Origin of the sequence: Lysinibacillus sp. FJAT-14745 (genome assembly GCF_001275675.1) — a bacterium.
Classification (GTDB): domain Bacteria; phylum Bacillota; class Bacilli; order Bacillales_A; family Planococcaceae; genus Lysinibacillus.
In genome coordinates this window covers 57,506-71,617 of record NZ_LITM01000010.1, presented here as the reverse complement: position 1 = coordinate 71,617, position 14,112 = coordinate 57,506, and the positions used below count along the sequence as shown (strand labels likewise).

Here is a 14,112-nt window from a genome sequence, read left to right as displayed (position 1 = left end):
TTGAAACGATTTCTCTTTAGTTAGTGGCGTAAAAGCGCCATTAACTAAAGAGAAATACTCCAGTGAAAATTATAAAATTAGAAATAGTGAATTAAGCGTGTATCATAAATAGATTTGATACTCTATAAGGAGGAAAAAGTTTGAAACAAGAATTAAAAATTCCACAAGCCACTACGAAAAGACTTCCTCTTTACTATCGATTTATCCAAAACTTTGCACAAGAAGGAATGGAACGTATTTCGTCGAAAGAACTGAGTGAAGCGATGAAAATTGATTCTGCAACTATTCGCCGTGATTTTTCTTATTTTGGTGCTCTAGGGAAAAAGGGATATGGCTATGATGTGCAGCATCTCTTAAAATTTTTTAGTCAAACGCTCGATCAACATGAAGCGACAAAAGTAGCGTTAATTGGGGTAGGGAATTTAGGTAGTGCTTTATTAAAATATAATTTCCAAAAAAATCATAATACCCATATCGTTGTGGCGTTTGATTCAAAGGCCCCAAAGGACGGGAAGATGATTAGCAATATTCCTGTTTTTCATCCTGATTTATTGGAAGAAAAGTATGCAGAATATGGAGCAGAGCTTGCGATTTTAACAGTTTCACCACGCTCTGCACAGAAAATGGCTGATAGATTAGCAGCAATGAATGCAAAAGGAATTTTGAACTTTACACCGGAGCGTATTACTGTACCAGATAAAATGCAACTTTTAACAATCGATTTGTCGGTAGAATTGCAGGCACTCATTTATTTAATTCGTAATCAGGAAGAGTGATAATTGTACATACTTTAAGTATAGCTCACAGTTTCTGTCAAATAGAAGTATGAAGTAAAATGAGAGAGTGACGAAAAACTTTCACATATTATTAGTTAGCAAAATGGCGAAATATGCGTTAAAATGATGGATATAAAGAGGAGGTGGCTGTAATGGGTGGTATAGGTCCTATGAGCCTCATTATTATCGGAATTGTCGCATTACTAATTTTTGGTCCTAAGAAGTTACCAGAGCTTGGTAAGGCATTTGGTTCAACATTACGTGAATTTAAAAATGCTACTAAAGGATTAGCCGACGAAGATGATGATGACAAGAAAAAGAAAGAACTAGATAAGTAAAGTTAGGATGTTTGAGGATGAATCCAAAAGATCTAACTGTCATTGAGCATATAGAAGAATTAAGAAAACGGCTTTTCATTGTTGCCGTTTTCTTTGTTCTCGCTATGGCGGGTGGCTTTTTTGTTGCGAAGCCGCTAGTTAAATACCTTCAAATTACTGGAGAGTCTTACAATATAACACTTCATGCGTTTGATGTAGTAACACCGCTTGCAATTTATATCCAAGTCGTTTTTTTAATAGCATTTATCCTATCTTCGCCGGTATTGATGTATCAATTGTGGGCTTTTATTAGCCCGGGATTAAGGGAAGTAGAACGAAAAGCAACTTTAAGTTATATACCGTATTCGTTTTTATTATTTTTAGCAGGGTTGTCTTTTTCATACTTTTTACTATTCCCTTATGTCATAAAGTTTATGATGAATTTATCAAACGAATTGGAAATTCAACAAACGATTGGAATACATGAATATTTTTCGTTTTTATTTAAGCTTACAATACCTTTTGGTTTCCTTTTCCAATTGCCGATAGTAGTCTTGTTCTTTTCGCGTATTGGGCTTCTATCGCCTGAGTTACTAATTCGTATTCGTAAGTACTCATACTTTGGTTTATTTGTATGTGCAGCTCTAATTGCGCCGCCTGAATTAGCTTCACACTTAATGGTTTCAGTACCGTTATTTATGCTTTATGAAATTAGCATTATGATTTCCCGTATTGGCTATAAGAAATACTTAAAATCAGAGGAAATGCGAATGAAGGAAGAACAAGAAGCTGAGCAAAAACGCCAGGTCGAAGAGGCACTTGAACAACAGCGACGTCAAATCGAAGAATCAAATCAATAATAATAGAAGCTCGATGCATATTACTAGCATCGGGCTTTTTCGTCGTATATAGAGGTTCAACTAAAAATCAGTGGGAAGAAAAACTCCCACTGAATTTTTATTGCATTTTTTCTAGTTGTTCAAGAAACTTTTGCAATGGTTCTGCATACAATTGTACAAGTGTCACAAAACCGTTCAGCATAACGTGGGCGATAATGGACGTCCAAATGCGTTTTGTTTTGTGATATAAGAAGGCAAAAATCAAGCCACAAATTGTATAAAGCAGGATATGTGAGAAGTCGTTATGAATAAGTGCAAAGAAAATGGCGCTTACTATAGCGGCTACCCAGAAATTGGTTGTTTGGACAAGCGATCCAAAAATAACACGGCGGAAGACGAACTCTTCTAATATTGGTCCAAATACGACAATCGCTAATATCGCAATAGGAGCACCTTTTGCAATAGCTACAATATCAGCTGTGTTTTGCGATCCACCTTGGATACCAAATACACCCATTTCGATAGCTGCGCCAATCATTTGGCCAATGAAAACTAAGAAGAAACCGATAATTCCCCACATAATTGACAATGGTATCGTTTCTTTTTTTCCTTGATAAATATCCCAAAACGCTTTATCGCGAGATGTTATGATTAAGCTTAGAATTAATGCAATAGCAAAGCTAAGTGCAATATACCAGCCTTGCGTAAGTGGGGCAGCTTGCTCACTAGGTAAACCAGTTGTACTCATAACAAACTTGTGAAACGGTTGTGCCAGCCATTTCCCTGATAGTTGCATGAGGATATAGATCAATAAAATATAAAGGGCTGTTTTTTTATGTTTAATTATTTTTTGAGAATTGTTCACAGTCAAAATCCTTTCCATTCATTATGCTACCTTTCTATTGTAGAGGAATATGGAAAGAAAACAAAATTTTTCGTAGTTCTGACTTGCAAATGAAAGTGTGATTGATTATCATAATAATTGTATTAGCACTCGACTAGATAGAGTGCTAATAAAGTATCAACATATATTTTATTAATAGGAGGTTGTTTCACTTGTTAAGACCACTAGGAGATCGTATTGTAATCGAACTAATCGAGGTAGAAGAAAAATCTGCATTCGGTATTGTACTGCCAGACTCTGCAAAAGAAAAACCGCAAGAAGGTAAAGTTGTAGCAGTTGGGACGGGTCGTATTTTAGAGAACGGACAACGTGTAGAGCTTGACGTAAAAGTTGACGACCGCATTATTTTCTCTAAATACTCTGGTACAGAAGTTAAATATGAAGGTAATGAATACCTAATTTTACGCGAAAGCGATATTCTTGCAATTATTGAATAAATTAATACTTTTAAAATAAATGCCTTTAGTGATTGTCATAGATAAACAAATAGATAGGTGGCAATGACGGTAAGGCGAAATTTCTATAAATATATTGATGAAGCTTAACGAATATTCCATTTCAGGAGGGTAAATTCAAATGGCAAAAGATATTAAATTCTCAGAAGACGCGCGTTCATTAATGCTACAAGGTGTAGATAAATTAGCAAACGCAGTAAAAATTACTTTAGGGCCTAAAGGTCGTAACGTAGTGTTAGAAAAAAAATTCGGTTCACCACTTATTACAAATGATGGTGTAACAATTGCAAAAGAGATCGAGCTAGAAAATCCATTCGAAAACATGGGTGCAAAATTAGTAGCAGAAGTTGCTTCTAAAACAAACGAAATCGCTGGTGACGGTACAACAACTGCAACAGTATTAGCGCAAGCAATTATTCGTGAAGGCTTGAAAAACGTAACAGCTGGTGCAAACCCTGTAGGCATTCGTAAAGGGATCGACAAAGCAGTTGCAGCAGCTCTAACGGAATTACACGCTATTTCTCGCCCAGTAAGCAATAAAGAGGAAATCGCACAGGTTGCGGCAATCTCTGCAGCTGATGATGAAGTAGGGCAATTAATTGCAGAAGCAATGGAACGTGTGGGTAACGATGGTGTTATTACAATTGAAGAATCTAAAGGCTTTACAACTGAGCTTGATGTAGTTGAAGGTATGCAATTCGACCGTGGTTATGCATCACACTACATGGTAACAGATACAGATAAAATGGAAGCGGTATTAGATAACCCATACATTTTAATTACTGATAAAAAAATTACAAACATCCAAGAAGTATTACCACTATTAGAACAAGTGGTACAACAAGGTCGTCCACTATTAATCATCGCTGAAGATGTTGAAGGTGAAGCTCTTGCAACACTTGTAGTGAACAAACTTCGTGGTACATTCAATGCTGTAGCGGTTAAAGCTCCAGGATTTGGCGACCGTCGTAAAGCAATGCTTGAAGATATCGCAATTTTAACAGGTGGTCAAGTAATTACAGAAGAATTAGGTTTAGACCTTAAATCAGCTGATATTACATCACTTGGTCGCGCTGCGAAAGTTGTTGTGACAAAAGACAATACAACAATCGTAGAAGGTGTTGGCGGTGCAGATACAATCGAAGGCCGTATTGGTCAAATCCGTGCTCAGCTTGCTGAAACAACTTCAGAATTCGATAAAGAAAAATTACAAGAGCGCCTTGCAAAATTAGCAGGCGGTGTAGCAGTAATCAAAGTTGGTGCTGCAACAGAAACAGAACTAAAAGAACGCAAACTACGCATTGAAGATGCTCTTAACTCAACTCGTGCAGCAGTTGAAGAAGGCATCGTATCAGGTGGTGGTACGGCACTTCTTAACGTATATGCAGCAGTTGAAAAAGTTGCAGATGCAGAAGAAGGCGACGTAGCAACTGGTGTGAAAATCGTTCTACGTGCTTTAGAAGAGCCAGTTCGTCAAATCGCAAACAACGCTGGTCTTGAAGGCTCAATTATCGTGGATCGCCTAAAACGCGAAGAAATCGGTGTAGGCTTCAACGCTGCAACAGGCGAATGGGTAAACATGATGGAAGCGGGCGTAGTAGACCCAGCGAAAGTAACTCGCTCAGCTCTACAAAACGCAGCATCTGTCGCAGCTCTATTCCTAACAACAGAAGCAGTAGTAGCAGACATTCCAGAACCAGCTTCAGCAATGCCAGATATGTCCGGTATGGGCGGCATGGGCGGAATGATGTAATCCACGGCTCCAGCCAAATAATAACCACTTCTCTAATTAAATTTGAGAAGTGGTTTTTTTATACTTTAGCGAATAATTTTCTGTGAGTCGCTGATAAAACATGGACAATCGCTGATAAAAATAGCAAAATCGCTGATAAACCTCCAATAACCGCTGATAAAAATAGCAAAATCGCTGATAAACCTCCAACAATCGCTGATAAAAGTAGCAAAACCGCTGATAAACCTCCAATAACCGCTGATAAAGATAACAAACCCGCTAATAAAAACCTTCGAAAATGGAGCTATTTAGTTATTCTTTTTGCTTCAATCTAAAATCAGGAGAAATATAAGAGATAAGAGCATAATCCATTTCTTCTCCTGCTTGAGTTGATAATTGCACAAGTAAAGATTCTTCGGTATTTGTGGGATGTATAGCGCTTGTTTTTATAGTAATCACTTGAACACCGGTTCTTCTTGGATTTCCAACAACGACCACCTGATTCCCCAATGTGTAAACTGCTGTAATATCAGATTGGAACGCGACAATATATAAATCTAAATCAGTTTTATTTTGAAACATTGGAATCGTGAACCCCATATTTTGTTCAAAGTCGTACCATTCAGAAAGAGCAACATCGTAATTCGTAAATAGTCGATGCAGTGCATAATGAATTCTAGTTGGAACATAGCTCCACCGACCGATTGTGCTATGCCAATATACTTCATAAGCAGGTCTCTTATAGCCAGGATTATTGACGATAACGTCATAAGGAATAGTAGTGCCATTCTCTATCACCTGTGAAAGTGTAACAAATTTTGATGGGAGAGATAATTCTGGAAAAGGAGGGTCAGCAATTGTTTGGGGTTTTATCGGCTCAAGGCTTTTCAAACGATTCTCTAAGCCTTTTATTTGTGCTTTAAGTCCATTAACTTTATTTGATTCTTTTGCATCGAAAGAAGATACAATGCTCAAATTAATTAATATTAGGCTAATCATACATAAAGTTATTTTTTTTACGTTACACATAGATTCACCTCTCTATATACTTTGCTCATTAAATGAGGAAATATGTAGCATTGCTGAAAATTTTATAGACATGTTTCCACTTCCTTAGTTTTAACAATAACAAGGCTATCCACTAGTTCGTGTTTGAACTTCTGGATAGCCTTGTTGCTAAGGTCTTTTATTTTGGACTTCCAAATATGTCAGGTGACAAAACTACATTCCAGGTAGATTTAATCCAGGGAAGCCTGGTAAACCTGGTAAGCCGGGATATTGCCCGCCAGGAAATGGCATAGGACGTGGCGGATATGGCTGCGGAGGGCGTGGTGGATATGGTTGTGGCGGATATGGCTGCGGAGGACGTGGTGGATATGGTTGTGGCGGATATGGCTGCGGAGGGCGCGGTGGATATGGTTGTGGCGGATATGGCTGCGGAGGACGCGGTGGATATGGTTGTGGTGGATATGGCTGCGGAGGGCGCGGTGGATATGATTGTGGCGGATATGGCTGCGGAGGGCGCGGCGGATATGGTTGTGGTGGATATGGCTGCGGAGGACGTGGTGGATACGGGCTACCTGAAGGCATGGTAGGGTGGAACGGAATGTTAACATCTACATCTTCGGGATTTAATCTAGGATTGAACAATGAAACACACCTTTCTTCTTTTTCTTTTCTAACATATGCCCACTATTATGTTTGTCATAGGCATTAAACTAGCTGAATGATTGATAAGGGTATAATTTATTAAAATAGAAAATGTTATAAAATATATCAAATTTAATTATAATAGAAGGAAATATCATTGAAGGGTGTTTAAATAAATGGCCATTATAAAAATCAAGAAAATAAAAGTACGAAATTTACGAAATGTACGACATGGTGAAATTGTGTTAGCGGTGAATTTCGAGACGTTTTTCAAGGCAAATGTTGTAGGTTTATACGGACAAAACGGTTCAGGGAAAACAACTATTGTTGATGCATTTGGCTTGTTAAAGGCACTGATCTCCGGCTGGATTGCTGAAATTAAATTACCATCTCAAGAAAAGAGATTAATTATGGCAGGGGAGGATACGGCAAGTATTGAGTTCGAGTTTCTTGTAGAAAATCAATTTGGCACATTTTTTCTCAATTATTATGTAGAGTTACAAGAAGATGAAAATAGACTGTACACAACGGTTGAACGTATAGCCTACAGAGAAAACGAGAAAGGGAAGCGTTCAAAGATTCTAATTAATGTGACAGAGGAAGACATACAACTACGTAAAGCAAATCTTTCTGATATGAATGAAAAAACGCGTATCCAATTATTAGTCATTCATCAATTATCTAAAAAACAATATATGTCCTTTGTCTTTCACAAAGATTTAAAGCCATTATTACAGGACAGGTTGTCAGAGCTAGAAATGCAATTGCTTCATAATTTAGCAATAGATTTTAATCGAGATTTACATGTCGTTAATAATCAAAATATCGCACCATTGTTTGAAGAGCGCAGTATGCCCTTTAGTATCCATCTTGAAAAAACTCGTGGTTCTATCCCTTACAATTTGAAGGGGCCAGCGTTATTGCCAGAGGACGCGTTTTACGTGTTATGTGAAGTAATAGAGCAAAGTAATCAAGTATTATCAGCGATTATTCCAGGTCTGTCTATAAAGATTAATGTACTAACAAAACAAACTATGGATAATGGGGAAAAAGGAATCCGTTTCGAATTTTTATCGCAGCGAGGGGAACGCGAATTACCATTACGGACAGAGTCAGAAGGAATTTTAAAAATTATTTCTGTACTTAGTGTACTCATTGCAGTTTATAATAACCCAAATGCTTGTGTAGTGATTGATGAATTAGATTCTGGTGTTTTTGAATATTTGTTAGGCGAGTTGTTAACAGTGATTGATGAGGACGGAAAAGGCCAGCTTATTTTCACGTCTCACAATTTACGTGTGTTAGAGGTGCTAGCTATTAAAAACTTATGGTTTACGACAACGAATGAGGATCGTCGTTATATGCAGCTAAAGGGTATTAAAGAGGTAAACAATGCTCGAGATGTTTATTTACGTGCCATTCAGTTGGGCGGACAGGATGAAGAGGTTTATAAGGAAACGAAGATCTTTAAAATTAAGCGTGCCTTTAGAAAAGCGGGTGTCAAGCATGACTAAAAAGGTTCTTTTAATCATTGTAGAGGGGCAGACGGAGCAAATTGTTTTAGAAGATTATCTAGATGAACATTTTGCAAATTCTACGATTCGCTTCGATGTACAACGGGAGGATATTTTAACGAAGTGGGATGCTAATAAACGGATACCTAATATTAAAAATAGTGTTACGCGAGTGATTCAGAGCTATTTGGAGAAGTATAAGTTTTTAGCGAAGGATTTAACCGCAGTCGTTCATATTACTGATGCAGACGGCTGTTTTATTGCTCCTGAATTTGTCCAAGTGAAGGAGGATATTGAGCAAAATTTATTCTATACAGAAGATGCAATATTAGTGAAATCAGAGAAGCGTAAGGAGCAAATCGAACAAAGAAATGAAATGAAGGCCAATAATGCCAAAATCCTTATGGCGAATGATCATTTTAGCATTCATCGATTAAAAATACCGTATCAGCTATTCTACTTTTCTACAAACTTAGAGCATGTACTATGGAATGAGCGCAATGAAGTAGCAACGGAAAAGGTACAAAAGGCTGATGAATTTATGGAAAGTTTACCGAGTTCCATAGAAGAATTTTTAAAAGAATATCTCCCAGTTAATTCAGAGCTTTCGTATAAAGAAAAAATGAAAATGAGCTGGTCATTTTTAATGGAGGGCTGTAATTCGTTACAGCGCGGAACGAATGTACCGTTATTATTTGAAATGATTAAATCAGATGTACATTAAAATGCCCTCCGGTTCTTAGCGGAGGGCATAGATGTTGACTATTATTTCACTGAAATTAAGGTGTCATAGTATAACTCTTCGACTTTCCCGTTTTTTATGCACAGGAGTCTTTAGCGCATTTGCTCGTAGCTGCGAATATGTCCTAAAATAGCAGGATCTTTAATTTTTGTATCTTCACTTAACAGTAAAAGTTTTGACATGATTTCGGCTGTGCGTGGGTCGTCATCTACCATTGGTAAGAAAATGCGTCCACGATGCTGAGATGGTACGGCGATTATTGGAATCATTGAGCCGCCCACTTGATGGACAACACCACTACCTAAGTGCAGTGTATAGCTAGCAAGTTTGCCTTCAATAAGTGCATGTTGTTTTTTCACTTCAACATTCGTTAGCTTTAATAATTTCGCTAATTCTTCCACAATGACACTGCGCATATCAATTGTAGAATGGCTTGCCTCAGGATCGACACCACCAACATGTGCAACACTTACAACGAGGTCAATATCCCGCATCACTTCAGAGAATATCATTGCAGGAATATCGTCTAATGCTATGTCTTTACCTGTTAAACGATTATAGAAATAGACGCCTTCAATAGCTGGTGCTTCGATTTCTGCTGGCGTAAACCAATCTGCTTGCGCATACAACGAGGCAACGATGTTTTCCTTGTAATACACTTTTCGTGGTCCTTCATCATAACTAATTTGCCATCCTCGTGTTTTTAGGAGTGCAACTGTTTGGGATGGATTGACTTGATGTCCCGCATAGCGCAATGATCTTTTTTGCCCTTTTTCATCCGCATTCATCACATACAGCTCGCGGAAAATTTGCTTAAATGGCTGTTTTATTTTCTGTTCAAACATAGAAGCTTGCCATTGACGCCATTGACCGCTTTCAAGTAGGTGATAAGGATGGGCAATCGTTAATGTTGCTGTCGGAGCAAGTGATACTATCTCATTCGATAGTAGCTTTAAACCATCCTCAGTTAGTAGTCCGAAATGCTCGTTATTTTTAAAGACGAGTTTTTGAAGAAGCGGTGCTAAAATCGGATGCTCTAATAAATTGATCAGCTCTTCGGCAGAAAATTTAGTTTCAAGCTCCATCACCTGTTCAAGAGCTGGGCGTGCTCGTTTATATTGCTCCAGCAATTCTTTTCTCGCCTCTTGTAATGCTAAAACTTGCTCCTGCTTTTTCAGTGCAGCAGGAATATTTTTCAGTCGTTTTCCATCCTTTTCAACGATAATCGTGACACTTGCATCTTCTTCAATTTGTAGCTGTGCAGTAATATGTTCGATCTGTTGTGCATCGAATAAATGCTTAATATCTGTAAAGGCTGCTAGCTCCATACGCCATGTGAAGCGTGTTGTTTCGCCATCTCCTGCATTTCGCGCTAAATTTTCAAGCGCAATGCTGGCTGCACGTGCTTCACTCGCACGACGCTGTGCGCCAAATTGTTTGCTTTCCTTTACAAATTGCTGGATGAATTGATAGCGTGTTAATGCATCCTTTGGATCCGATTTTTTCAATGGAATAAGTCCGAGTGCGCGTAATTTATCTTTATTACGTTTATCACGAATTTCTTCCATTAACGGTTTAGGGCTAAGTTTACCTATTGCTGTATCTGCATAAAGCTGTGCTCGACGGTGGTTAGCTCCCTCCGATGCGTATTTTGCTGCATCATAGACGAGTTTGAATTGTTTAGCACCTAGTGTTTGATATGCACTTTGGAACCAAGCTAAATCAAAGGCACCATCACGGAAATCATCAGCAGTAATACTTGAGAAAAGAGCAATCTGATCTTTAGCAAAGTCTGATAAATAGTCGGTTGTATGGGCGATAAAGTACCATGCGGATTCTTTTAATCCTTCCCAGCCAATCACTTCACTAACAAGGTCTAACCAATGCTGGTTATACATCATTGCTTCAATTAGGCGCTCTTTTGAAATATCTGTTTTTTCCCATGCATTTTTTAATTGCTGAGCAGTTTCATCCTTTTTAGGATGGCAGCTTGCGAGCAGACGAGAAAAAACATCCTTCTTCGTTTCCGCTTGCCAAATATAGCCACGAGCAAGCTTTTCACCATCTAGTGCTTGTAAAATCTTTAAGAAATAATCAATACCCTCTATATAAGAAATACTACTAGCGAGTTTCGTTACTGCTGTAGGAATATCACCACGCATAAGCTCTATTTCTAAAATGCGATCAATGGCCTGCTCACGAACAGCAAAGAAATTCGATAAGTCTTCAAATGACTCTTGATAACGCTCCGTTAATTTGTTTGGTGCAACAAGTATCTCAGAGGCTAATGTATTCGTGAAGATGGTTTCAAATAAATGATCCTTAGTGAATAAACCTGCATTAAAAGCATCTAAATATTGGAATAGATTTAGATTGTATATAGTTGGGCTATATTGTTCTTTCTGCATTCTCTTTGTTAACTCTTCATTGATGGCAAGCATTTTGACATATTCACCGTAAGTCGTATAGTGAGAGAAACATAAATCTACAAAAGCATCGATAACATCTAAATCTACTATAGTTGAAGTAGAGCGATAATAATAATAGTCCTTCTCTCGTACATCAAGCTTCCACTGATCTGCTGGTATTTGTGTTAAAAGTTGAAGCATAATACCGATTACCTGTTCAAAAGCATTAAACTCTGGAGCATGCTGTTCTAGTAATGCGACAGCCTCTTTATGAAGCTCCTGCTCACCAGAAATATTAGCTAAATCTTGCGAGAGTACAGTGAAAATTCGTTCCAATGTTCGCTGATATTTTAAGTTTTTAAACTTAGTAACACGTTCTTTTATTTCTGCATAATTAAAGAGTGGAGCGATTAAAGCTTGTGCTGCTTCGCTCAGTTCATGTACCGTTTCAGATAGATTGTTATAAAAGTTAAAATAAGCTAAATCCTCTCCACTGAATTTGGACGTCTTTATCCACTGGAGAATGTCATCTGGTATCGGATATACATCGAGACTTGCATTTCGATTATTTTCTGTTTTCGAAGCGACGATATTAAATGTTTGTCCTAATGTTGTTGTGAACGGCGTATCATCCCATCGATATGTCTCGTATTCATAGTGGGCATTCACATCTAATAGCTGAATAAGCTGCTCAAGCTTTAACAAAAGCTTCTCTACATCATAAGCAAAGAATTTTTCTAGCGGCATTGTTTCTTGTAAATATAATGGAACAAGCTGCTGCCATGCTTCCACGTCATTCATCTTTATATCAATATTAGTGATGTTGTCGTATTGAATAGGAGGGTGTGGCGTATATAAACCAAAGCCATTGTCCTCGTTATATTCTGGAACATCACTTGTTAACAATTGATCTAACAGCACTTGCTCAGTCTTCGTTATTTTTGGAAGCTGGTTGCATAATGCGGTTATTTGCTCACTAGTTAGGTGATATTCTTTAGAGGCCTCCAGTAATAGTTCTAGTCCACCAAGTCGCTTCAACTGTTTCTTGTCCTGTATAAGTCGCTCGGAACTTTGCAATGTTTTCTCTTGCGACTGTAGCTTTAAGAGTGAAATAGCTTCTTTACGAAGTGAACCTGATTTATTCGCTAAAAGGTCCTCAATTTTTAAAATTTCATCGTCTGTAGGTGTTAGTGATTGTATCTTTTTCAATGCCAGGGAACGATTAATGGAGCTTCGATCTCGTAAAGCGCAAAATAGAAAATCACGTTTTCCTTGCGTAGTATTATCAAGACAATAAATATTAAGAAGGCCGATTCTACTTGTAGGAGAGTAAGAATCTGCATTCGCAATTATACGTTGAAATAGCTCTTCATCTTGTAAATGATGGGACAAAATTATTTGTGTGGAAATTAAATCTTCTAATGACAAGTGTGCATAGACGAATGATAAAGGTTTTCCTGCAATCGTTATACCATCTTTCGGAAGCTCACTTTTTGCCCATTCAAGCTGTTCAAATAATAGGTATTCAATGCCTTGTAGCTGGGTATTTTCCTGCAAGAACTTTTGTAAATCCGTTATCCAATCGTTATCCCAAGCATATTCACTATTAATATAGTTATTTGCGTTTAGGAAATTTCCCCAAGCAAATGTAAATAGCTCAATATCCTTCGTTGTTAAAATGATACCCTTAACAAACGGAGCAGTGAAGGAAACTTTCCCTAGATTTTTCAAAAATGCGAGCGTTGTCAGCTGGATATGCTTTTCGCGTTGTAATAACTCTGGCAAAATTGTATCGAGCTTCGAATAATCCTTCGTTGAAATTGTCCATAGTGCTACGTAAATATCAATCGTTCGTTCACTTTTTAATAGCTCAAGGGTGAAATAATCGTCTTCAATTGCTCGAATGGCTAACGACAATACTTCCTCCGTTACTTTTTGATTTTCAAAGCTATTGTAGCCAAGCCCCATCCATGTATCGATTGCGCGAATAACTGAGGAGAAACGAGTTAGCTGATGCTCCTGAATAAGCTTCATAATGGTAAGCTGTGCCTCTAATGTGCCATGGTCAATATTTTCAACAATGGCTTGGCGTAGTCCCTCTTGTCGTGCAGCAGCAACTAATAGTTTACCGAGTGCCTCATGTAGACGAGCATTCGTCGATTTGAAAATCCCTCTTATTAGTGGATATCCAAAAAAGCTACCTTGATGCTCGTCAAATAATATATGTTCAACGGCTTCTTCCATAGCAGAGTTTTCTAATGACAGTTCTTCAGCAAGCATTTGTTCAAAAACATGAAAAGACATTACCTTCATATTTTCATTTTTAACCACAAAGGAGCTGTAGTTAGGGTATGAACCATGCTCATATTGATTGTGATTCATCAATAATTCCTGTAGATTCATTTCTTCAAATGTCAGCATTTCTTCAATTAATTGTAAGCATTGAAAAAGGTGGTCCTGTACGGGTTGTGCAGATCGAAATGATCTACGCATAATGTCAGTCTGAAACATTGTGTGATCGTAATGTAATGCCAATTTCTTAATGTTCAAAGCACGCTCTTGTGATGAAAATAGTGTTAGTACATCGAAAAGAGGTCCAGTAAATAGCTCCTCAAGTGTCGTGATCTTCAAATCAGCAATTAGCTGTTCAATGGCATAATCGCGTTTATCCATATATTGAAGTAATGCTGTAGCTATTGCTTGAATAGCTATTGGTGCAGTATCTATTGTACTTTGAAAATGGTTTCTTTGATCGTTTGATAGTGTCATGGGAAT

At 37.8% G+C, this 14,112-nt stretch carries 12 protein-coding genes; 8 read left to right on the top strand and 4 right to left on the bottom strand.

From position 1 onward, the window contains the following. Nucleotides 1-140 precede the first annotated feature (140 nt). The 3 genes from AMS59_RS18320 (at nucleotide 141) to tatC (ending at nucleotide 1,953) form a co-directional block, all read left to right on the top strand. Complete coding sequence (locus tag AMS59_RS18320) at nucleotides 141-776, top strand: redox-sensing transcriptional repressor Rex (protein ID WP_053485181.1); 636 nt, start codon at nucleotides 141-143, stop codon at nucleotides 774-776. 152 nt (nucleotides 777-928) lie between these two features. Further along, complete coding sequence (locus AMS59_RS18315) at nucleotides 929-1,114, top strand: twin-arginine translocase TatA/TatE family subunit (protein ID WP_010857065.1); 186 nt, start codon at nucleotides 929-931, stop codon at nucleotides 1,112-1,114. A gap of 17 nt (nucleotides 1,115-1,131) precedes the next feature. After that, nucleotides 1,132-1,953 (top strand): twin-arginine translocase subunit TatC, encoded by an 822-nt coding sequence (gene tatC / locus AMS59_RS18310; protein WP_053485180.1) that lies wholly within the window; start codon nucleotides 1,132-1,134, stop codon nucleotides 1,951-1,953. A gap of 97 nt (nucleotides 1,954-2,050) precedes the next feature. Here tatC and AMS59_RS18305 read toward each other — a convergent pair whose 3' ends face one another. After that, entirely contained in the window at nucleotides 2,051-2,815 is a 765-nt protein-coding gene (locus AMS59_RS18305) for a CPBP family intramembrane glutamic endopeptidase (RefSeq protein ID WP_053485179.1), read from the bottom strand. Between the two features lie 173 nt (nucleotides 2,816-2,988). Between AMS59_RS18305 and groES the strand changes: the two genes are divergently transcribed. Both groES and groL read left to right on the top strand, forming a co-directional pair. Then, nucleotides 2,989-3,273, top strand: coding sequence for a co-chaperone GroES (gene groES, locus AMS59_RS18300; protein WP_049667833.1), 285 nt, complete (start codon nucleotides 2,989-2,991; stop codon nucleotides 3,271-3,273). Between the two features lie 139 nt (nucleotides 3,274-3,412). Then, complete coding sequence (gene groL, locus AMS59_RS18295) at nucleotides 3,413-5,044, top strand: chaperonin GroEL (RefSeq protein ID WP_053485178.1); 1,632 nt, start codon at nucleotides 3,413-3,415, stop codon at nucleotides 5,042-5,044. 58 nt (nucleotides 5,045-5,102) lie between these two features. Here the strand turns inward: groL and AMS59_RS25450 are convergent, their stop codons facing one another. Further along, a complete protein-coding gene (locus tag AMS59_RS25450; protein ID WP_156304713.1) occupies nucleotides 5,103-5,297 on the bottom strand; it encodes a hypothetical protein in 195 nt (64 codons plus the stop codon). A 38-nt stretch (nucleotides 5,298-5,335) separates the two neighbouring features. After that, nucleotides 5,336-6,052, bottom strand: a complete 717-nt coding sequence (locus tag AMS59_RS18290; protein WP_053485177.1) for a hypothetical protein — start codon at nucleotides 6,050-6,052, stop codon at nucleotides 5,336-5,338. 284 nt (nucleotides 6,053-6,336) lie between these two features. Between AMS59_RS18290 and AMS59_RS25950 the strand changes: the two genes are divergently transcribed. From AMS59_RS25950 to AMS59_RS18275, 3 genes are all read left to right on the top strand, one after another. Continuing rightward, nucleotides 6,337-6,618 carry a hypothetical protein gene (locus tag AMS59_RS25950; protein ID WP_053485176.1) on the top strand — a complete coding sequence of 94 codons (282 nt, stop codon included), beginning with the start codon at nucleotides 6,337-6,339 and terminating at the stop codon, nucleotides 6,616-6,618. Nucleotides 6,619-6,849: 231 nt separating this feature from the next. Further along, nucleotides 6,850-8,187, top strand: coding sequence for an AAA family ATPase (locus AMS59_RS18280; RefSeq protein ID WP_053485175.1), 1,338 nt, complete (start codon nucleotides 6,850-6,852; stop codon nucleotides 8,185-8,187). Beyond that, nucleotides 8,180-8,911, top strand: a complete 732-nt coding sequence (locus tag AMS59_RS18275) for a hypothetical protein (protein WP_053485174.1) — start codon at nucleotides 8,180-8,182, stop codon at nucleotides 8,909-8,911. Before AMS59_RS18280 ends, AMS59_RS18275 begins: the two co-directional genes overlap by 8 nt. A 110-nt stretch (nucleotides 8,912-9,021) precedes the next feature. Here AMS59_RS18275 and AMS59_RS18270 read toward each other — a convergent pair whose 3' ends face one another. Next, nucleotides 9,022-14,106, bottom strand: coding sequence for a DUF4132 domain-containing protein (locus AMS59_RS18270; protein ID WP_053485173.1), 5,085 nt, complete (start codon nucleotides 14,104-14,106; stop codon nucleotides 9,022-9,024). Nucleotides 14,107-14,112 lie beyond the last annotated feature (6 nt).